Genomic DNA, 20,932 nt, shown 5'->3' with positions numbered 1-20,932 from the left:
AATCAATTACCCTAAATCGACCAATTCACCGGGTAGACCGGCTCAACTCCCTTTGCCCATTTCGGTCAGCATTCGGTACGACAGAAAACTGAGCAGTACCAGCACGAGTCCCAGCGCCAGCCAGAGTAACCACGGCCGGCTGAAAAAGGACGGATTGTCAACTCGTCCTGCCGCCTGCGTACTGACGTCAGCCAACTTAACAACCGGCAGATTGCCCGGAATGCTATCTTTGAAGTACGCCAGATCATAGACCGGGGCCGCGAGTGTCGGGTTGCCAAAGCGTAGTTGATACGAGGTACCTGCTACTAGCCGGGCAATCAGGTAAACGTCGGCCTGATACGCCTTTACGGCGCTGATAAGCAACGGTGAACTATCCTGATTATCGATCACCACATAGAGGTCTTTTGCCCGTACACCAGACAAATGCACCGTCTGGTCACCCGTTGAGCTAAGTTCAAAAGTCCGGACTGTTTCAAAAACCGGCTCCGGTCGCCTGTGTACTCTTCGCTGGGGACGGAGAACCGCCACGGCTGCACTGCGCCGGTATGGCCCCGGCGACTGCACCACCAATGTCAGCTTATCCACCCGAACCGTGTCAGGCAGGCTCAGTCGGACATAGCTGCGTTTCTGACGGCTGCTGTCGCGTTGGAAAACAGCTCCTCCGGACAACGCCGAATACGTACCGGTTTCCTGCCGGCTGGTAAACAGGCCTGCATTCAGGATGTTCAACGGGGCGGTTAGCGAGTCGTTAATCGCCAGCCGGTAGTATTCGTAATCACTCAACGGAAAATCAAGGGTCTTCACTGCTGAGGTAGTGCTGTCACTCCGGGCCGGTGTCAGCCGGTAATCGTCCTCAATGGCGTACCAGACGCGGGTATCGTTGCTGCCGCTGAGTTGGGCCTGTTTAGTGACATTCGAGTTTTTGATGGTCAGCCCCAACGCACTGATCGGGTTCCTGGCTGCGTTGCGCACCACAAGGGTGGTTGTGCCGCCGGGTATGGCGATCCTGCTGATGACCGGCAGGGGTTTAAGCTGCGTCTGCTGCCTGGGCAACTGGTGGGTAAGCAGATAAGGCACTTCCCGCTTTTTCGCATCATACAGCCGGATGTTGGTAAGGGTATGGTTGAGCGCACCCACTACGGCGGGTGGGAGCAGGATCCGGTAGTAGCCCGACTGCGTCACCGGCTGGACGCGGGCTTCCATCCGGAACGACTGCCCCCAACTTACTGACCAGCCGGCCAGCAAAAAAATCAACGTCACCCAAACGTATTTTTGCATGGTTTACTCAGATTGGACCAGCGGTGGATTGGCATCGTCGGCCATGATGAGCTTCCGGATTTTCTGGTACATAAACGAAATCGTCAGCAGCAGTACGCCCAGCGACAGGAACGCGGCAATACGGCCGCCTTCTGAAATACCCTGTAAGTCGTATAGGAACAGCTTCAGCAAGGTCAGCGCAAACAGACTGAGCGACATGATCCGGAGCGGGCGGATCTTACGGTTTAGCCCCACCCACATGAACAGAAACGCGCAGATGCCCCAGAGGATGGGTAGTCCTACCTTGTTGGTCTGGGTCAGCAGGTTATCAAAGCGGTTGATGACCACCAGTTGCTGGGCTGGGCTTGACGCTGCCGCAGCTTTGTCGGCATCCGAAAGATTGAAGACGATAACGTGCGTAAACAGCTCCGAACTGGCTAAGTACAGTACTACAAAGCCCGCAAACCAGGGCCATAGTTGCAGCACCCGCGGAGGCAGCGGTTCCAGTCGGGAACGGTTCCTGACCAACCAGGCAACAATACCCATCGTAAGGACTACACTTCCGTAATGCACTGGAAAGCCCAGGAAGCTGGTTTCCGTGTACAGGAAGTAATTGTTCAGCAAGACCATCACCGCTGGATTGAACGCCACCAGGTAGGCCACAATACCCAGCAGGCCCAGCCCGGCTGCCCGCATCAGGTTGTTCCGTTGTCCGTTTCGTTGAGCCAGCACCAGCAGGCCCATAATAAAGAGCAGATTATAACTGCCCATTACAATGGTACGGTTCGGTCCGAAGCCGACGGCGGTAATCAGTTGATAGTTCAGCTCCAGCGAGCCGGCGAGGTACATGGCACCACCGGTGAGGTAGCTGATGATCCGCCGGTAGGTCCCGACCGCCAGTTGGCCCGTCCAGAACGAAAATGGCGCATCCTGGGTGTTCAGCAGCCAGCGCGTAGCCACCAGACCAATAAGCGAAATGACGCTGGTCACAAAGGCTTTGTTGAGCAGGATCGGCAGCGGAGGGTTGGTAGCCGTACCGTACAGCGCCGACCAGTCCATGCTCAGGCTGATGAGCATAAGACCCAGCACAATCACTGATGCAGAGGCTACGAGCCGTAAGCCGGATTTCTGCGCAAACCATAACAGCAGCACCGCTTCCAGCGCCCAGAACATGGTAATGAAGTTACCTTCCAGTTGCACCGGAATTGCCAGGCTGACGAACGTAATGACCAGCCCGATCAGCAGGTAGATCAGGTTGCGGTCGACGCCCCCCCGACGGTACAGACTATACGCCAGTACCAGGTTGACCACACCCAGCGCAACGGTAAACAGCCCCTGGTACAATCCCTTGCCGATGTTCGCCAGAATGAGCATACCGGCGGTGTAGTACGAGAACGTATTGCTCAGTAGCAGAATGATCTCCAGCACCGAAAATGTCGCTTTGTACCGGAGGTTGTAGCTGATGTTCATCGCCATAAAAATGCCGTAGTAGGCCGTGCCGTATATAAAAGCTCCCAGGTAAGGCGCGTTGGTCTCGCCAACCACGGCCGTGCCGAGCCAGCTACCGTACAGCAGCAGCGTAAAGGCGTAGGCGACAATGTGTACCAGATTCCATTTGCGGATATACGACAGCACCAGCATACCCACGTCCAGGATCAGAATATACGTCAGCAGGATCCGGTAGTCGCCGGCGCCGGTGCTGACCATAAAGGGCGTGGCAAAGCCGCCTACCAGCGACACCACGGCCAGTTCGACGCGGTTGTACGCCACCGACAGCAGGATAGAGAACGCCGTAATGACCACCATCAGCCCGAAGGCGACGGTCTGGCTGAAGAGCGCATACTCGTGGAAGGCAATGGCGATGGTGAAATACAGCACCGCCAGACCGCCCCCCACCAGCACCGAACTGAATGCCGGAACCGTCTGCCGGAGCCGGTGCGCCAGCCCGATCAGGGCACCCCCCGCCAGGATACCGATAAATACCCGGCCTACCTCGTTGATCCACTGCTGGTCGATGGCGAACTTGACAAAATAGCCGATCCCCAGCACCAGAATGGCAATACCGATCTTGTTCATCAGGTTCTCGCCGATAAACTTCTCCAGATCCGGATTTGCCTGCAAAAAGCGCTGGATGAACGTGGGTTGCGGAACCGGATTTGCCTGCATAACCGGTTCCGCCGGTATGTCGACCAGCTCAGGCAATATCGCCGGTGGTTCGGCCGCTTCCATCACCGCTTCAACCGGAGGAGTGGACGGCTCCGGTTCGGGGACCGGAACGGGTGGTATTTCGGGCTCAAGCGCTACCGGTAGGGTTTGTTCGGCAGCTGGCGGAGGAGCAGCCATCGGGCCTGTCTGGGTCCGGAAAGCCGTAAAGTCGGTTCGGAGCCGGGCAAGATCATCGGTTTGTTGCTGAAGTAATTGTCTGATACCAGCGAACCGGTTGTTGATAACCAGCACCAGGATGAGCAGAATAACCAGTAAGAATGCTTCCATGACGCGAGGGAGATTTAGGAAAACAGCACCAGCAAATTTGCTTAATTATCAGTCATATACCTTTTAATTTTGAGTAAAGGGAGAGGACTTTAGGTTGAATGGTATTAAATACCGATTAGCTTGCACCCAATTCCCAACAATCCACCCCAATTCATAACTCTTAATTCATAATTCATCACTACTCCCCATGCCGCTCTTTCGTGCCGCCATCATCGGCGGTGGTAGTATCGCCGACAAAAACCATATTCCGGCGCTGCAACAACTACCCGATCTGGTAGACATCGTTGCCGTTTGCAGCCGGGATCTCACTAAGGCCCGTGCGCTGGCCGACAAACACAACATCCCGCATGCCTTTGCCGATGCCGCTGCCATGTACCGCCAGTGCTCGCCCAATGTGGTGGTGATCTGCACGCCCAACAGCCTGCATCATCCGTACACCATGCAGGCGCTGGCGCAGGGCTGCCATGTGCTGTGCGAAAAACCACCCGCCCTGACGGCCACCGAAGCCCGCGACATGGCCAGTCTGGCCCGGCAGAACGGACTGACGCTGGCGTATAACCTGCAACTGCGGCAGACGCGGGAGTGGGAACTGCTGATGCGCTGCAAAGACGAGGGGCGGCTGGGCGAGATCTACCACATCAAAGCCCACTTTCTGCGCCGGCGGGGCATACCCGGCTGGGGGTACTTCACCAACAAAGCCATGCAGGGTGGGGGCGCCCTGATGGACCTGGGCGTTCACGTACTCGACCTGGCCCTCTGTGCCCTGGACTACGCGGCTCCGGCGCAGGTGCTGGGGAATACCTATGATTTTATCGGAAAAGCCGGTGGCCGAGGATTAATGGGCGCGTGGGACCCTAAGGCGTTTGAGGTAGAAGATGCCTGTACGGCGTATCTATCCTTTTCCAACAAGGCATCCATCATGCTGTCGACCTCGTTTGCGCTGAACACCCAGGCCGATAAGGACCGGAATCTGGAAATCTACGGCAGCCGGGGTGGGGTAAAGCTGTTCCCGTTTACGCTGCACACCGAAGTGGCCGGCGAACTCGCCGATATTCACTTCCCCTACCTGGAGCAGGATGATATTCAACTGAAGAATACGATCGCATTTCTGGACGCCTGCCAGGGTAAACCGTCCAACGTGTGCACCGCCGAACAGGGAGCGGTTTTAATGGATGTTATTGAACGGACTTATCAATCGGCGTAGGTTTCTTTGTTGTTCGTAAATGGCTGGCAGTAAACCGTTTACTCATCGATCTGACCTTTTATTTACTGACTTATCTGTTGAATGGGGAATATACGTAGCTTTCGTCAACAAACACAAATACTATGTCTCTTTCAACACCACACCAATCACGCGTTCGGCGCCTGGGCACCCTCGCCGTAGGGGCCGCGCTGCTGTTCATTCAGTATGGGCCGGTAGTTGCCCAGACGAACCACGGTGGACACGCCAACGTGTCTGTAGCTGCCCCTGTATCGAACAACGACAAGACAATTCTGGGGGAGGTAGTCCCCTTTGGCAACGGTACGGCCCGGTCGTGGGTCAGACTAAGCCAGCAGGGTAACCCGACGGCGGTGGGCGTTACCTTAACCGAAGCGGCCATGCAGGGCCTGCCGGCCGACATCACTCCCGGCATGGTCTGGATGGCTGAGTATATCATGACGCTGCCCGACGAAGCCAGGATGCTGCCGTTCAACCACATCGCCGTCAACTGGAACCCCAGAGGCCATATGCCGTCGGGTGTTTACAACGTACCGCATTTTGATTTTCATTTTTACATGATCAGCCGCGACGAGCGCAACAAAATTACCGCCCGCGGGGATGATCTGCTCAAGTGCCGGCAGTCGCCGGGAGCCGGTGCCGTGCCGGAGGGCTACATCTTTGCCCCCGAATCGGAGGAGCCGGGTATGGGCGGGCACTGGGCCGATCCCGGTTCGCACGAATTCCACGGGAAGGACTTTACCAGCACGTTCATTTTCGGCTCGTATAACGGTAAGGTAATCTTCTGGGAGCCGATGATCACCAAAGCCTATCTGGAGACGAAGCCGAACGTTACGATGCCGCTTAAACTACCGGCGCAATACGCAAAGGATGGCTACTACCCGACCAGTTACAGCATCCGGTATGATGCCAAACGCAGGGAGTACACCATCGCGCTGGAGGAAATGAAGCTGCGCCAGGTGCTGGCGTCGAAGTAATTACGCTGATTAGCGTATTGGAGAACCCCGCCCGTCGCTCTGCACAGCAGAGGATGGGCGGGGTTTGCGTGTAGGAACAGCGTTACCACTCTGACAAAAAATACAGTAATCGCTATATAACTTGTTTTCGGAAATCTATTTCGGTACGACTAATGCCTGTAATGTATTCGAATGTTGAATAATCGTATTAGCTATCCAAAAAACAGATAAAAGTCATGGGAGTCAGAAAAAATGTAAAATTCCTCTCAGCCCCGGAACGAGAGAATTTTGTAAAATCCTGTGTATTGATGAAATCGGATATTGTTAATCCGGCCGCTCCGGCTTCGGCACAGTACAGCAAATGGGATGAATACGTTGCCATTCACTTAATGATTCAGGCGGGCGTGGCACCAGGTGGTACTGCTGTCAATTTTGGACATGGCGGAAACGGCTCCTTTAGTTTTTTAAGCTGGCATCGCTACTTTCTGTATGACTTCGAGAAGGCCCTCCAGGGGTATGTGCCTAGTGTCATGCTCCCTTACTGGGACTGGTCTGATCCGGGTTCGGTCATGACCGACACTTTTCTGGGACCAAACGGGAATGCGGCCAACAATAATGTAGTGGAACGGGGCTATTTTGCGGTTGATAAACCTGGTGCAGGCAGCAACCCTACTCCCTTACCGGCCTGGTGGCCGGCTTCGCTGAATGGTTGGCGGCTGCCAGCTATGTTTCCCTCTAATTTTCAGGGAGGTCTCCGGAGACAAACGGGTGGCCTGGCCTCCCTGCCAACCGTTAACGATCTGCGCATTACCTTAGCGAAAACAACGTATTCGGAATTTCAGAATGTTCTGGAGGCCGGCGATGTGTTTAATTCGAATCCGGCCCTGCGCACAAGTACGCAAATGCATAATGGTTTGCACGGCTGGATCGGTGGTGGAGGGTCGCTCTCTACCCGAGGCCATATGACCAGCGCGGCTGTATCACCGTTTGATCCGTTTTTTTACCTGCACCATTGCAATATCGACCGGCTGTGGGCCATGTGGCAGACGGATGGGCATCAGACCGAGTATCCTACGTCGGGCGGTAATACGCAACATCACCGCAATGACATTATGTATCCGTGGACAGGAAGAGCCGCCGGTTATGGTACCTCTGCGGGTATTGCCTCCTCCATTCCCATGCCCGATTACAGTGCCTTAGGGCCTAAACGAAATGTAGATACCCTGGATTTCAGGAATGCCTTTGGCTACACGTATGATACCCTTCCGGTGATTGGCATTGGACTGGACCGGACAGGTAGTATGAATGGCCTGACGCCTGATCCGATGGTGACGGGTTTACCGGATGTGACAAAATGGGAAGCTGCCAAACGGGGCGTTTCTGCGTTTCTTCAGGACTGTGAAACCGTTCAGAACAGCGGAGCTATCTACGTAATGGCCGGTATTAAGACATTCAGAAGCCTGAGCACGAATGAGTTTACCCCCGTATTTGGCGCCCCGACCTACGGCCTGATCAAGTCAGGTACATCGTTCAGCCGGGCCACGTTCGATGCCAATGTTGCCGCCGTTACACCGGGTGGCGGTACCCCGCTGGCCGATGCGCTTACCCATGTTCAGAATACCCTGGTAGAGCCTCCGTTTGGGGGCGTACCGGCCGATGAACAACGGTACCTGGCTATGCTGACAGATGGCGTACTGACCACCGGTTCTCCCATGAGTTCAATTCCGGATGGCAGCCTGAACCGGACGGCCATTTTTGCCATGGGTTTTGGCACAGGGCTCGACGTCGATTATGCAACCCTGGCGTCGATGGTGGCCAAAGGCAGAACCCTGGCAACACCACAGGTATTTCACGGCGAAAACGCCGGCACCATTGACAAGTTTTTCTCGAATGCGCTGGCGGCTGCCATCGGGTTTACCAACATTTTTGATCCGGTACTTGAGCTTTTTGAAGGAGAACATACCCATTTGTCCTTCACCGCTACCTCGGCCGATGATGCCTTTTACCTCACCGCCCAGGGTATGGATTTTATCGACAAAAACTGGTCATTTACATTACATGGCCCGAATGGACAGGTTTTGTACGGTAATCAGGATAGCCACTCCGAACACGCTGCCTGTAACCATTGTTGTCAAACCCCCGACATCACCGCCCGACGGGCTAATGGCCGTTTATCCATGATTATTCAGCGGGGAAATGTATCCAAAGCGTGTTGGGTCGGGCATTGGGAACTGATGATTTCCTACAAAGCCAGACAACTGGATAAAATGATGATGCCCGAGCTGGGCGAATTACTGTTTCCGGTTTCGGCGGGACCGATAAAAGGAGAGCGCTATGTCAGACTGTTATCCCGGCCGGCGGCCAGAAAAGCTACCCGAAATATCCTGAGCAAAAGTCTTCACGGTTTAGACGCAAGAGCCGTTAGTACAAACAGCAATAATAGGGAGGCCTGCCATATCGTGGTCAATATTTATGCCCGGACCAACCTTAAACTAAATCTGGAACTGGGTAGCCAGCTCATCAGGCGGGGCGATGAGTTGAAGCTTACGGTTGTAAACGACATTACCCTTGGCAGCATTCGGACTCAGAGCAGTTTTGCCCGGTTGATTTCTCCGGCGTTCGATCTAAACGAAGTCCTGCCGGAAGAGCAAGTGATGGAACTGGTTAAGGCAAACGAAAAGTCAAACCGGTTCTCGGCTAAATTTGACATTCCGTTGTTACTGGCCCGGTACGAAAAAGAAAAAAAAGGGATCGACTTTATTCAGGACGAAGAGGTTAAGGTAGTCACTCACAATCAGTCTCCGCTGCATATCCACCATGCCGGCACACGGGTAAAGGGCATATACCATGTAGGCATTGTGGTTGATGGGTTGTATTTCCCGGAAAAACAGGAGGAAAAGACACATGACGATCATCACGCTCCTGCGGACACCCCGGCCGATGAGGCAGGCAATTTTGAAGCATTCTCCAGATTACTGACCATCAGTTTCTCGGTTGCGTAACGGTCCAACAGAAACCATAAGCCGTTGGGGAATATGCGTTTCCCCGTTACTCAATAGGTAACGGGGAAACGCACAGTTACCGCGTTTTACCTTTATCCAGATCGGCGAGCCACTGCTGGGCCACGGTTCGGGCGGCCATAACCGGTTCCTTGCCGAGCCGGTAGAGAAATTTCCAGTCACCGTCCTTGCCCTCCAGGGCCGGATCGGCAAAGGCCATTTTGTTGCCCCGGCGAATCAGTTTGGCATCGAAGTCAATGGTATTGATCAGGGCAATAAAATGGCTGAGCCGGTTGCGGGTCACCTGCTTCAGGTCTTTGCGCTTTTGGTATTCCGCCTGACGTTCCTTCCGCTCCTGGGCGCTGAATTGCGCCTGCTGTTCGTCCTGCATCTTCCGGCCATCCGTTAGCATGACCTGTACCGCCGGGTCGACGTTCATCGCCAGGTAGTGCAGGTATTGTTGTTTGAACTTGTCGGGGGTGGCCTTCGCCAGGGCGCTGATCCGCGTCAGTTCTTTACCATCCAGCGGCTTTGTCGTCGGGGTAGCGGCTGTTTTGCCGGTCTTCGACGCATTGGCTTCTTTAATCTGCTCCTGAACCATCAGGGTCAACAGGCTGGCGGGCATATCGCCGTATAGTTCCTGAATCACCTGCTCGCGCGGATCGCCCGAGGTGGGTTGTGGTTTCTTCTCCTCGGGCTGCTCTTCGGGCTGCTCGTCTTTGGGTTCGGTGAGGTACTCTTCCCTTAACCAGGACTGATACGTTTGGCTGAACGCACTGGATTCAACATAAGCCCGGACTACTTTGCCCAGCGCCTGAACGGCAACGGCCCGGGAGCTTTCCGGAATTTTGCGGGCCATGGTGCGTATCTCCCCGGCCGGATAAAATGACCAGCCTTCGTCGTATTTAAAATTGGTGAGAACTTCCTCCTTAATGAGGTCTTCGGTCAAGCCCAGGTCTTTAATGATGTCGGCTGGGCGGGCCGCTACGACATACAGGAGGCCGGCGGTGCAGCCGGCCAAAATCGTCTTCTTGGCAGATACCATCGTTGCTGTTTTTGGTGTGGTTAGTAATGGTTTTACGTATTTTGGGAGAGACAATGATCCAAGCCGCAATATGTCTGGAAGCCGTGCGAAAACTACAGAAAAGCAGGTGATCGGCAAACCGATTTAGTAATCGGCATTTGTTAGACCTACGGCCCCGCATCGATAGTTGTCTGGCTCTCGTATTCGTCTTTATTATACCATGCAGGAACTGGAGATTTATGAGGTTTTTCCGACCATGCAGCCGCATGACAGCCTGTATGCCGGTTCGTTCGACAGCAACGATTACCCCTATAAACCGGCTCCACCGGTACGCTGCAACTATTATTCGGCCTTTTTCATCCAGCGCGGTCAGGGGTTTCTGGTGGTCGACAATTACGAATACGAAGTAAAGCCCAATCGGATTTTCCTGTTCAACGACCGGCAGGTAATTGGCTGGAGCTATTATGAAGATACGGTCGGGCTGGTGGTAGCGTTTACCGCCCCCGTGGCGCTGGAGCTCAGCATCTGGTTCGACAAACCGTACATCGACATTACCGACTCCGAAGCGGCTCTGTTTACGCCCATCTTTCTGCATTGTATCAGCGAGTTCCGTAAAAGCGATCCCGTGTCGAGTACCATTCTCCGGGCCGCTATCCGGTATCTGGCTGCGCTCTGTAGCCGGAATGCCGGCGCGCCCGACATACACGATAAAACCATAACGGCGTTCCGTAACAGGGTGTGTACCCATTTCGCGTCCATCAGCACCGTCGACCAGCTTGCCGCTGCCCTGCATACCTCCCCCAAAGACCTGACCGAGAAAACCCAGGGGGCGATTGGCATGACCGCCAAGCAATACCTGCTGGAGCTGAAGCTGACGGAAGCCAAACGGCTGCTGGTATTCACGCCCTTAACCGCGGCCGAAATCTGTTACGAAACCGGGTTTGAGGACCCGTCGTACTTCTCCCGCTTCTTCCGGAAAAAAACCGGCCTTACCCCGACGGCTTATCGACAAAAGTACCAGCGATAGCCCCGAAAGTCCTACCCGTGTGGTCGGGTGGCTGTCTACCTTTGTTACATCATTTATCCACACTATCAACTTCTTTATGCGACTACACAACAAAATTGCGCTGGTCACCGGCGCGGCACGCGGTATCGGCAGAGCCATTGCCGAACTGTTTCATCAGCAGGGAGCCATCGTGGTGGCTACCGATATCCGGGACGAAGAAGGAATCAGGCTGGCTGAAACTCTCGGGTCCCGGTGTGCGTACCTGCACCTGAATGTGAAAAACGAAGACGAATGGGTCAGCGTAACCGACTACATCCGACTGCAATACGGGCGGCTGGATGTTCTGGTGAACAATGCAGGCATCACCGGTTTTCTGGAAACCAGCGGCCCGTTTGATGCAGAACACGCAGACCTCGCCAGTTGGGAAGAGGTTCACCGCGTAAATGCCGGTGGGGTTATGCTGGGCTGCAAATACGCTATCCGACTGATGAAAAAGACCGGAGGAAGCATCGTCAACATCTCATCCAGAAGCGGCATCGTTGGTATACCGGCGGCCGTGGCGTACGCAGCCAGCAAGGCGGCTGTGCGCAACCATACCAAAAGTGTGGCCCTGTACTGTGCCGAACAGGGGTATCGTATCCGGTGCAACAGCATCCACCCCGCGGCCATCATGACGCCCATGTGGGATGCCATGCTGGGTACCGGCGCAGCACGCCAGGTAATCATCAATGATATCGAAGCCGGTATTCCGCTGGGCCATTTTGGCGAACCAACGGACGTAGCCTGGGCCGCCGTTTACCTGGCCAGCGACGAGAGCAAATACGTCACCGGCATTGAACTGACTATCGATGGCGGTATCCTGGCCGGCAGCGAGGCTCGTCCGCGTTACTGAGAGTTACAACGGTAGTAGTGGAGACGACAGGGATCGAACCTGTTTCTTTGGATTTTCAGTCCAACGCATAGACCAACTCTGCTACATCTCCTGGAGTCTGGTGTCGGAATCGAACCGACTATACTGGTTTTGCAGACCAGCGCCCATCCATTGAGCATACCAGACGTGTAAAAAAGAAAAGGCCACTTGCTACATCCGTAACAAGTGGCCTTTTTCAGTTTCTTTGTTTTATATCCTAACAGACAAACAAAGCCCACTTGTTACCCGGTGAGTAACAGAAGAATGAGCTAAAACAAAATTTGCCTGTTGACCTATTCATGCTGCAAACATAAGAACTGTTGCTGATCGGACAAAGGCTTTAAAGAAAATAGAGTCAGGCGATTTATTTACCGGCTCTTTTCAACTCGGTGGTAACGGTGTGCTTCACCAATTCACCATCCGCGTCTTCAAACTCGGTCTCGGTCACCCACTGCATGGTATTGCTGTTGATGGCCACTTTGTACTCCGTTCTCTCACCGTAGCCGTCCGTTATCGTCAGCTTATCACCAACGACCGTATAGCGGTTGTTGACGTCAAAGCCGATCGCATCGTTCATATCCTCACCGGCGAGATCACCCTTGCACGAAGCGGGGTTATCGGTGGTCATGGTGCCGTTGCTGGTGAAGGTGATCGTCATATCCGTAAAGCAGGTGGTTTTGTACGTGCTGCTCAGCATCGGCAGCAGATCGGATACTTTGCCCAGCGGACCAGCGTCCAGCGCCGGGTTAAGCTTCATGGCGGTTAGTTTCCAGCCGCCCTCAATGGGTGCAGGAACTATCGTATTATCCGTTTCTTTACAGCCAATGGTAACAGCGATCATCAGCAGGGCAGCCAGGCAGGCCCGAAGTGTGGAAATTGTCAAATGGTTCATGGTGTGTAGTTGTTTTGGTTGTGTGTGAACAGAAGACGGAAAGTTGGTTGGCGCTTACCGGCTTCGGCAATGCAAAGTTGGGGGACGAAAATGGGCCGCACAATCCCATAAAAGGGTGAAAATAGGCAGCGGTAAAAGCAGGAGAAATGGGTTAAACCAGTCCTTCGCGCATGGCTTTGATGATGGCTTCGGCCTTGGAGTTGACGTGTAGTTTGTCGTACACGTGCCGTACGTGGGTGCGTACGGTTTCGACGCTGATAAACAGTTCGTCGGCGATCATTTTATAGCTGTGGCCTTTGGTCAGGCCGCGCAGGATATCGACCTCACGCTCAGAGAGATTGTAATCGGACCGGGCCACTTTGGGCTGCTGAAAGTATTGCAACACCTTGCGGGCCACGCTGGCGGTCATGGGCGAACCCCCGTTGTGGAGGTCGAAAATCGCTTCGACAATACCAGACGGGGAGGTGTGCTTCAGCAGATATCCGTTTGCCCCGTTCCGGATGGCCTGAAAGATCTTATCCTCGTTTTCAAAAACGGTCAGCATGAGCACCTGAACGGCCGGATGCGTTGCTTTGATGAGGGCAACGGCTTCTGTACCAGGCATTCCCGGCATATCAATGTCCATGAGCACCACCTGCGGTTGTAGCGTCAGGAGGTGGTCGGTCAGGTGGTCGCAGTTGGGAAACGCGCCCAGCAGTTGCAGGCCGGGCGTGGCCTGGAGCAGAAACGACATGCCCTCGCGGAGGGCTTTGTTGTCTTCGTAATAAACGATGCGAATGGGTATGGTATTCATAACCCGAAGGTACGGCGATGACCGATTACAAGAATCACCCGTTTATGTGATTTTAAATGTCAGTTCAACGATGGTGCCTTTGGCCGGGGCCGACACAACCTGTAACCTGCCGCCCATATCCTGCGCCCGCCGTTGCAGATTTTGCAGGCCGTTACCCGGTTGCACCGTGGCCGGGTCAAAGCCGATGCCGTTGTCCCGGATCACCATCGAGAGGTTCGGGCCGGTCAGGCTGATCAGTAAGTCGATCTGGGTGCAGGCGGCATACTTAATGGCGTTGTTCACCACCTCCTTAAAGATCAGGAATAAGGTCCGGCGCTGGTCGGGGTTCAGCCGCGTGCCGTCGAACCGGGCTGAGATATGCGTTTTTAGTTTTATCTGCCGGGCTTCGAGCGGCTTTACGGCAAACTCCATCATCCGCGTGACCACATCTTCCAGCGTATCGTTATCGGATTTGATCGACCAGATGATGTCCTGCATCGACTCCGACAGATGGGTAGCGTTTTCGCTAATCTTTTGCAGCATGGCACCAGCCACCGGCTCGCTCTCGGTAAGCTGCCGTTGCAGCACGTCGCTGATGATGCGGATACTGCTGAGGGTAGAGCCCATATCGTCGTGCAGGTCGGTGGCAATGCGGTCGCGGATGCGCCGGATCTTGTCCTGCTGTTGCTGCCGGTACCGGACTCCCCCGTAAACAGCCCCACCCAGCACCAGGAGCAGCAATCCCCGGAACCACCACCGTTGTTCGACCGGCGGAATTACGTCAATACCCAGTTCAAGCGGCTTTGGGTTCCAGACACCGTCGTTGTTTGACGCCATCAGCTGAAGCGTGTACGTGCCGGGACTCAGGTTGGTGTAGGAGACGCGGGGCTGGTCGGTGGTTTGCCAGTCTTTATCAAAACCCACCAGCCGGTATTTGTATTGGTTCCGGTACGGCTGGCTGAAATTCAGGGCCGCAAACTGCACGGCAACCGCGTTTTCATCGGGTTGTATCACCAGGTTACCCGTTGCCGGAATGGTCCTTCGGTCATTAGCAATGTGAATATCCGTAATGGCAAGCCCCGGTATCTGCTGGTTCGTGGTTAGTCGGGCAGGGTCAACATAGTTGAACCCCAACCGGGTGCCCAGAAAGATCTCACCGGCCCTGTTTTGCGTAAACGCCGGGCCGAACGAGTTGCTGAGCAGTCCGTCGCTTTTGTCAAAATGGCGGATGGTTCCGGTGTTCCCGTCGATGCGGTGCAGGTAGTTGTCGGTCGCTACCCAGATATGACCAGCCCGGTCGACGGTCAGGCCGGTTGGGCGTCCCTGCAACTCGTGATTGACCCGGTACTGCCGGATACGTTGGCCGTCGGCGTTCATCACCATCAGCGCGTCTTCACCCGCCACCCAGATACGCTGACGGCGGTCCACACAAACCGCGTTCAGCACCACTTCCTGATTTTTGTGGGCACCCAGGGCTTGTTTGGTTACCGTACCCCGTACCGGATCAACACAATACAACCCGGCGGTACCTACCGCCCAGATCCGGTGCTGCGCATCCTGGGTAATGCCGTTAATAACCACCCGTTTCAACCCGTCGGTGGGCAACGGCCATTGCTTAAACTGCCCCGTGGCCGGGTCAAACTCCCAAAGCCCTGCATAGTTCATGCCGAGCCACAGGTGCCTCCGCTCATCGGTATACGTGTACAGGATTTTGTGGTTGACATTGGGCAGTGCCGGAAATGGGCGGTAGTGCCGCCAGCTGTTTTTCCGGGGATCAAAGCGGGTCAGGCTACCTTTCAGTCCCAGCCACAGGACACCCTGATCGTCCTGGGTGATGGTAAACACCTCGCTGGTCGGGAGCGGACTGTTTCGGTCGGTGAATCGTGTCAGGGAATCCGTCTCGCGGTTCCACCGGTAGAGGCCATTGCCCCACACGCCAATCCAGTAGGAGTTGGGCGCAAACCGGTCTTCGGTTACGGCCACCACATCGTTGAACTGCGTGTGATCGGCCGGGAGGGGCAGAATCTTCCGTTTAAATCGGACCGAATTCGGGTCGTACTTTTCGATGCCGTTTTCGGTGGCAATCCAGGTGATCTTGGTCTGCGGGTCAGAGAAGATCGCCGTGACTTTGGCTTCGTTGTGGCTGAACGGTTCCGCCGGATTATACGTGAAGGAGACAACCTGTTTGCGCTCGGGCCAGTATTGAGCCAGGCTGGACATGCCTCCGCCGATCCACAGAAACGATTCGCCCGCCGAGCGATCTTCCGTAATAGATTGTCCCAGGTCAATGCGTTTGTCTACCACCACAAACGCATCGGCAGCGGCATCGTATCGGAAGAGGCCGGCGTTCCAGGAGGGAGCCCAGAGTTGTCCTTTGCTATCTGCATAAACGGCGCTGCTCATCAGAACCGGGTCTTTGGGGGAGGACTCCGACCGGCCGATATAATGCCGGTACCGGCCGGTTTGCTCGTCAAACCGGAAAACGGCTCCGCCGAAGAAAAGCCACAACCGATTCTGGTGGTCAACAGTCGGCAGCACACCGGCCCTCGTGGGGTTATTGAGCATCCGAAACACCCGAACCTGGCGGGTGCGCAGGTGTAATTTGTAAATGTAATGTGCGGTAGTCACCCAGGCATAACCCGTCCGGTCCAACGCAATACCGTATATACGGGGATCGTTTGCTTCTTTTTGCGGCTGAGCGGTTAACGCGAAGACGCTGAATTGCAGCCGTTCCGGATCGAATAAGCACAGCCCTTTGTCGGTACCGGCCCAAATGGTACCCGAACTATCCTGCGCCAGCGCCGTGATGATAGAACTGGGCAGCGTACCGTCTACCTTCCCTGTCTGAAACGGCCGGAACCGGAGTCCATCGAAACGGTTCAAGCCGTTCTCGGTGCCGAACCACAGAAAACCCTGCCGGTCCTTCAGGATGCAGTTCACCCAATCGTGCGATAAGCCCTGGTCGGTGGTGTAGTGTTCAAATGCAAGATCGTCGAACTGCGCCAGGGCACCGACCGAATAGAAAGCAAGGAGAATGGAAAAAAGAGGTCTTAAGGGCAACATATCCGACATCCGCGCTACGCAAGTTAGTAACAAATGCCGTAGTTTTACCAATTGATTGCCCCAATCCTGAACTATGACTTTCCTCGAAAAGGCCGCTCAACATATCTATGAACAACACGGTCCCCGCCAGGACGATGTCTGGGTGATTCTGCCCACGCGCCGGGCCGTCAGTGTTTTAAAGCAACACCTCGCCGAACAAACCGACCTGCCTTTTCTGGCTCCGCATACGCTGGCCGTCGATGACTTTATCACCCAGGCTGCCGGAATACAACTCATCGACCCCGTTAGCCTGTTGTTTGAGTTGTACACTGTTTTTCAGGAGATCGACGACAAACTCGAATTTGAGCAGTTTATCGGCTGGGCCTCGGTGCTGCTGGCCGACTTTGACCGCATGGATCAGTACCTGGTTAAGCCCAGCGCCCTGTTCAGCTACCTGACGGCGGCTAAGGCCATGGAGCGATGGAACCTGGAGTTGCCGGCCGGTGCCCAACCCCTGACCGAAACACCCGGTACCCAGCGGTATTTCAAGCTGTTCGAAAACCTGCAAACTGCGTATTATGCCCTGCGCAGACGGCTCACCGCCCAGGGCCTGGCCTACCGGGGGATGGCTTACCGCAAACTGGCCGAAGGAGTCGATACGCTGGTGCGGGATAATCCACTTTACGAGAAGATTTATTTTGTCGGCTTCAACGCGCTGAGCCAGTCCGAAGAGCGCATCATTAAGGTGCTGACCGAAGCCAAAAAGGCCGAAGTACTCTGGGATGCCGACGACTATTACCTCCGCGACAAAGGCCAGGAAGCCGGCTATTTCCTGCGCCGTTACAAGGATGCCGGCTGGGCCGGTGCCTGGACCTGGACCGGCAACGACCTCACCGAAACGCCCAAACACATTCGTCTGATCGGTGTACCCAACGCCAGCATGCAGGCGAAGGTGGCCGGGCAGGTGTATGCGGATTGGGGGCAGAGTGCAGGGTGCGAGGAGCAGGCCGCTCCCCGCACCGCTATCGTACTGGCTGATGAGACGCTGCTGGTACCGGTGCTGTACTCGCTGGATACGTCGGTGAAAGATCTGAACGTAACCATGGGTCTATCGCTGCGAAACTCGCTGCTGTTTACGCTGATCGATGCGTGGTTTGAGTTGCAGCGGACGGTGGCCGAGTTCCGGACCCGCGACGGACGGGATATTAAGGTGCTGCGCTTTCACCACCGTCACATCGTCAAGCTGCTGAATCATCCGTTTATCCGGCAGTACGAACGAATACACCAGTTGCTGTCGCCCGATCGCGAAAACGAACTGCCCAAGCCGCTGCTGAGCTGGGTCAACGAAGAGATCATCAAGCGCCAGTGGGTATACCTCAACGAAAAAGAGATGCTGGAGCTGGGGCAGGGTGACCCGCTGTTCAGGGTGCTCTTTACCCGCTGGCCAACCGACAGACCACAGGTCGCCATCCGGGCCATGTACGAGTTGATCGACCTGCTGCGTGACGTATATAGAGACAGTCAGGATGCGATTGAAATCGAGTACCTGTACCTGTTTTATACGCTGCTGCAGCAACTGGAAACCACGCTGGAGCGGCAGGCCGCGCAGGAAGGCGGCACGCCCGTAACGGTGCGGAGTTTCCGGCAGTTTCTGAATGAGCTGATCCGGCAGACCACTATTCCCTTTACCAGTGAGGGCAATAGCAACCTGCAGGTGATGGGTATGCTCGAAACCCGCGCCCTGGATTTTGAACGGGTCATTGTGCTGTCGGTCAACGAAGGCGTGTTTCCTCAACCCCGGCGACTGAACTCGCTGATTCCCTTCGACATCAGCACCGAACTGAAACTGCCGACCTACCGCGAGCAGGAATCCGTAATGGCCTACCACTTCTACCGGTTGCTCCAGCGGGCCAAAGAGGTGGTGCTGCTATACACTACCTCGACCGATGCCTACGGCAACAGCAAAGGGGAACCCAGCCGGTTTGTGCGGCAACTCGAATACGAACTGATCCCGGCGGCTCAGGGGCGCATCACCCTCACCAAACCGGTAGTGCGCTTCGGCAAGTCAGAATCCTCGCTGAAGGTGGCCGACCTGAAGGTACCGAAGACAGATAGTATCCGGGCTCAACTGAAGACGATGCTGTCCAGCGAAGAGAAAGGCTTATTTCCAACGGCGCTGAATCAGTACATCAGTTGCTCCATGCGGTTCTACTTTAGCCGGCTGGTCGAGATCAGCGAGGAAGAAGACGTGGAAGAGCGCATGGGCACCGCCGAGTTCGGTACCTGGCTGCACGAAACCCTGGAAACGCTCGACCAGGAATACCGGATGAAAGACCTGCCCATCGACGAATCGGTAATTTTGAAAGTGCTCGACGACCAATTTTCAAAGGTCATGAAGGGCCGCCTGGCCGATTCGGGCATGAACCTGCTGCTGTACCAGACGGCCCGGCGGCTGATGCTGGACTTTCAGCGCAAGCAGAGCGAACTCACGGGGCTGAAGGTACTGGCAACCGAAGCGATGTACCAGACGTACCTGGATGTTCCCATCGACGGTGACGTAATCCGGGTAAAGATCGCCGGGAAGATCGATCGGATTGAAGAGTACCAGAATCAGATCCGGATTGCCGACTATAAGACCGGCAAAGTAGAGTTACCTGCCCGGACCACCGGAGTGGAGTTGAAGGAACGCCTGCTGGTAGAGACCGATTCTAACTGGGAGAAGATGCGGCAGCTCTGGCTCTACAAGTATCTGCTGCTGAAGAACGGCGATAAACAAAAAACACTGGCCGGCAAACCGGTCGAAGCCGGCTTCTACTCGTTTCGGAAGATCAAATCGGACCTGATTACCAATCCGGTACAATTTGCCGACGAGGAGACCCCGGCGCAGTACATTGCCGAATCGGAAGAGATGCTGCGGAAGCTAATTACCGAAATGCTGGACGGCGCAAAAGCCTTTGAAAAGACCAAGAATCTGAAAACCTGCGAGTATTGCGATTACAAAACCATTTGTGGCCGGTAAATCCTGTAGGGATGCACTGAACAAATGCTGAAAATACTTTGTTGCAGTAATTGTACAAAATCAGTAGTTATTGCCTATACCTGTTCTTATCAGGATAGTTCAATATTGCTTCATTTAGATTTCCCTATACCTGTGAAAAGATGGATCGCGATCGGTTTGGTGGTGCTGGTAATCGGCAGCCTTATCGTGTACAACAAAGTGCTTAAACCCGGACAAAAGGAACCTTCGGCCCAGGGTGGCCGCGGAGGGGGAGGGGGTCCCGGCGGTGGCCGGGGCGGCTTAGGCGGTGGCAGTGGAGGCCCTGTGAATATCAATGCCTTTATTGTTGTACCCCGGACAATCTCGGAAGAAGTAGTAGCCAGCGGAAGCCTGTTGGCAGCCGAGCAGGTTGATATCTTCCCGGAAGTATCCGGACGCATTACCCAACTCAACATTCAGGAAGGGAAAGCAGTATCCAAAGGTGCTTTGCTGGTTAAACTCTACGATGCCGACCTGCGCGCCCAGTTGCAAAAACTACAGGTACAGGAAGAAAACGCCCGGCGCACTGAAGACCGTAACCGTCAGTTATTGCAGCGGGGTGGTATCAGCCAGCAGGAGTACGATATTGTGACGACAAACCTGAAGAGTGCCCTTGCCGATATTGAACTGGTGAGGGCACAATTACGGCGTACCGAAATCCGCGCTCCTTTCTCGGGTTATATTGGACTGCGGAATGTCAGCCCCGGCGCCTACGTAACGCCAAATACGCTGATTGCCCGTCTGCAGCAGACCAGCTCACTGAAACTCGACTTCTCAATTCCGGAAAAATACGGCCCTGTTGTTAAGATGGGCAGTTCGGTTACCTTTACCGTAGATGGCTCCCAGAATACCTTCCGGGGGCAGGTATACGCCGTGGAACCGGGCGTCGAAGAAGAAACCCGCAACCTGCGCATCCGGGCGCGGGTTAGCAACAACTCTACGGCCCTGCGGCCGGGAACTTTTGCTAAAGTCAACCTCGTGATCGCAACAGACCGCACACTGGTGGTACCCACGCAGGCGGTGATTCCGCAGGCCCGTGGTAAGCAGGTGGTGGTGATTCGCGACGGCAAGGCCGATTACCGGGATGTGGTAACGGGTATCCGTACCACCAACACCATCCAGATCTTATCGGGGCTTCAGCAGGGCGATACCGTGGCCATAACGGGTCTGAACTTCCTGCGGCCGGAGGCACCGGTTAAGGTGGCTAAGATTGATAAACTGCCCGAGGCAACGCAAGGGGCCGCTGGCACCGGCGTACCGCAGGGGGAGGGAGAAAGTTTGAAAACCAGCACAGCCGCTACAACGGCCCTTAACAATCGATAATT

The 20,932-nt window shown here is 55.1% G+C and carries 13 protein-coding genes and 2 tRNA genes; 7 read left to right on the top strand and 8 right to left on the bottom strand.

Going from position 1 to position 20,932, the window contains the following annotated elements:
* Window positions 1-42 precede the first annotated feature (42 nt).
* Both ABD949_RS10205 and ABD949_RS10200 read right to left on the bottom strand, forming a co-directional pair.
* A complete protein-coding gene (locus tag ABD949_RS10205; RefSeq protein ID WP_345243119.1) occupies window positions 43-1,278 on the bottom strand; it encodes a hypothetical protein in 1,236 nt (411 codons plus the stop codon).
* A 3-nt stretch (window positions 1,279-1,281) separates the two neighbouring features.
* A complete protein-coding gene (locus tag ABD949_RS10200) occupies window positions 1,282-3,750 on the bottom strand; it encodes a DUF2339 domain-containing protein (RefSeq protein ID WP_345243117.1) in 2,469 nt (822 codons plus the stop codon).
* Window positions 3,751-3,937: 187 nt separating this feature from the next.
* On the opposite strand from ABD949_RS10200, the gene ABD949_RS10195 reads away from it, so the two are divergent.
* The 3 genes from ABD949_RS10195 to ABD949_RS10185 all read left to right on the top strand — a co-directional run bounded on the left by ABD949_RS10195 (window position 3,938) and on the right by ABD949_RS10185 (window position 8,927).
* A complete protein-coding gene (locus ABD949_RS10195) occupies window positions 3,938-4,954 on the top strand; it encodes a Gfo/Idh/MocA family protein (protein ID WP_345243115.1) in 1,017 nt (338 codons plus the stop codon).
* Between the two features lie 122 nt (window positions 4,955-5,076).
* Window positions 5,077-5,946, top strand: coding sequence for a DUF5602 domain-containing protein (locus ABD949_RS10190; RefSeq protein ID WP_345243113.1), 870 nt, complete (start codon window positions 5,077-5,079; stop codon window positions 5,944-5,946).
* A 287-nt stretch (window positions 5,947-6,233) separates the two neighbouring features.
* A complete protein-coding gene (locus ABD949_RS10185) occupies window positions 6,234-8,927 on the top strand; it encodes a tyrosinase family protein (RefSeq protein WP_345243111.1) in 2,694 nt (897 codons plus the stop codon).
* Between the two features lie 76 nt (window positions 8,928-9,003).
* Here the strand turns inward: ABD949_RS10185 and ABD949_RS10180 are convergent, their stop codons facing one another.
* Window positions 9,004-9,969: a hypothetical protein gene (locus ABD949_RS10180; protein ID WP_345243109.1), complete on the bottom strand. Its 966-nt coding sequence runs from the start codon at window positions 9,967-9,969 to the stop codon at window positions 9,004-9,006.
* A gap of 199 nt (window positions 9,970-10,168) precedes the next feature.
* Between ABD949_RS10180 and ABD949_RS10175 the strand changes: the two genes are divergently transcribed.
* Window positions 10,169-10,975, top strand: a complete 807-nt coding sequence (locus ABD949_RS10175; RefSeq protein WP_345243107.1) for a helix-turn-helix domain-containing protein — start codon at window positions 10,169-10,171, stop codon at window positions 10,973-10,975.
* Entirely contained in the window at window positions 10,890-11,846 is a 957-nt protein-coding gene (locus tag ABD949_RS10170; RefSeq protein WP_345243105.1) for an SDR family oxidoreductase, read from the top strand. The genes ABD949_RS10175 and ABD949_RS10170 overlap by 86 nt, the downstream gene beginning before the upstream one ends.
* Window positions 11,847-11,864: 18 nt before the next feature.
* On the opposite strand, the gene ABD949_RS10165 is transcribed toward ABD949_RS10170, so the two are convergent.
* From ABD949_RS10165 to ABD949_RS10145, 5 genes are all read right to left on the bottom strand, one after another.
* Window positions 11,865-11,937: transfer RNA gene (locus ABD949_RS10165), tRNA-Phe, on the bottom strand.
* Window positions 11,938-12,011 (bottom strand) — tRNA-Cys (locus tag ABD949_RS10160).
* Between the two features lie 217 nt (window positions 12,012-12,228).
* Complete coding sequence (locus tag ABD949_RS10155) at window positions 12,229-12,756, bottom strand: lipocalin-like domain-containing protein (RefSeq protein ID WP_345243103.1); 528 nt, start codon at window positions 12,754-12,756, stop codon at window positions 12,229-12,231.
* A gap of 151 nt (window positions 12,757-12,907) precedes the next feature.
* A complete protein-coding gene (locus ABD949_RS10150; protein ID WP_345243102.1) occupies window positions 12,908-13,549 on the bottom strand; it encodes a response regulator in 642 nt (213 codons plus the stop codon).
* A gap of 42 nt (window positions 13,550-13,591) precedes the next feature.
* The gene (locus ABD949_RS10145; protein ID WP_345243101.1) at window positions 13,592-16,591 is read right to left on the bottom strand and encodes a two-component regulator propeller domain-containing protein; all 3,000 of its coding nucleotides are present in this window, start codon (window positions 16,589-16,591) and stop codon (window positions 13,592-13,594) included.
* 73 nt (window positions 16,592-16,664) lie between these two features.
* Between ABD949_RS10145 and ABD949_RS10140 the strand changes: the two genes are divergently transcribed.
* Window positions 16,665-19,589, top strand: a complete 2,925-nt coding sequence (locus ABD949_RS10140) for a PD-(D/E)XK nuclease family protein (RefSeq protein ID WP_345243099.1) — start codon at window positions 16,665-16,667, stop codon at window positions 19,587-19,589.
* A gap of 132 nt (window positions 19,590-19,721) precedes the next feature.
* Window positions 19,722-20,930, top strand: coding sequence for an efflux RND transporter periplasmic adaptor subunit (locus ABD949_RS10135; RefSeq protein ID WP_345243097.1), 1,209 nt, complete (start codon window positions 19,722-19,724; stop codon window positions 20,928-20,930).
* Window positions 20,931-20,932: the final 2 nt, after the last annotated feature.

The organism is Nibrella saemangeumensis, from assembly GCF_039541915.1.
Classification (GTDB): Bacteria; Bacteroidota; Bacteroidia; order Cytophagales; family Spirosomataceae; genus Nibrella; species Nibrella saemangeumensis.
The sequence above is the reverse complement of the archived record's forward strand: the minus strand, read 5'-3'. Positions and strand labels throughout refer to the sequence as shown.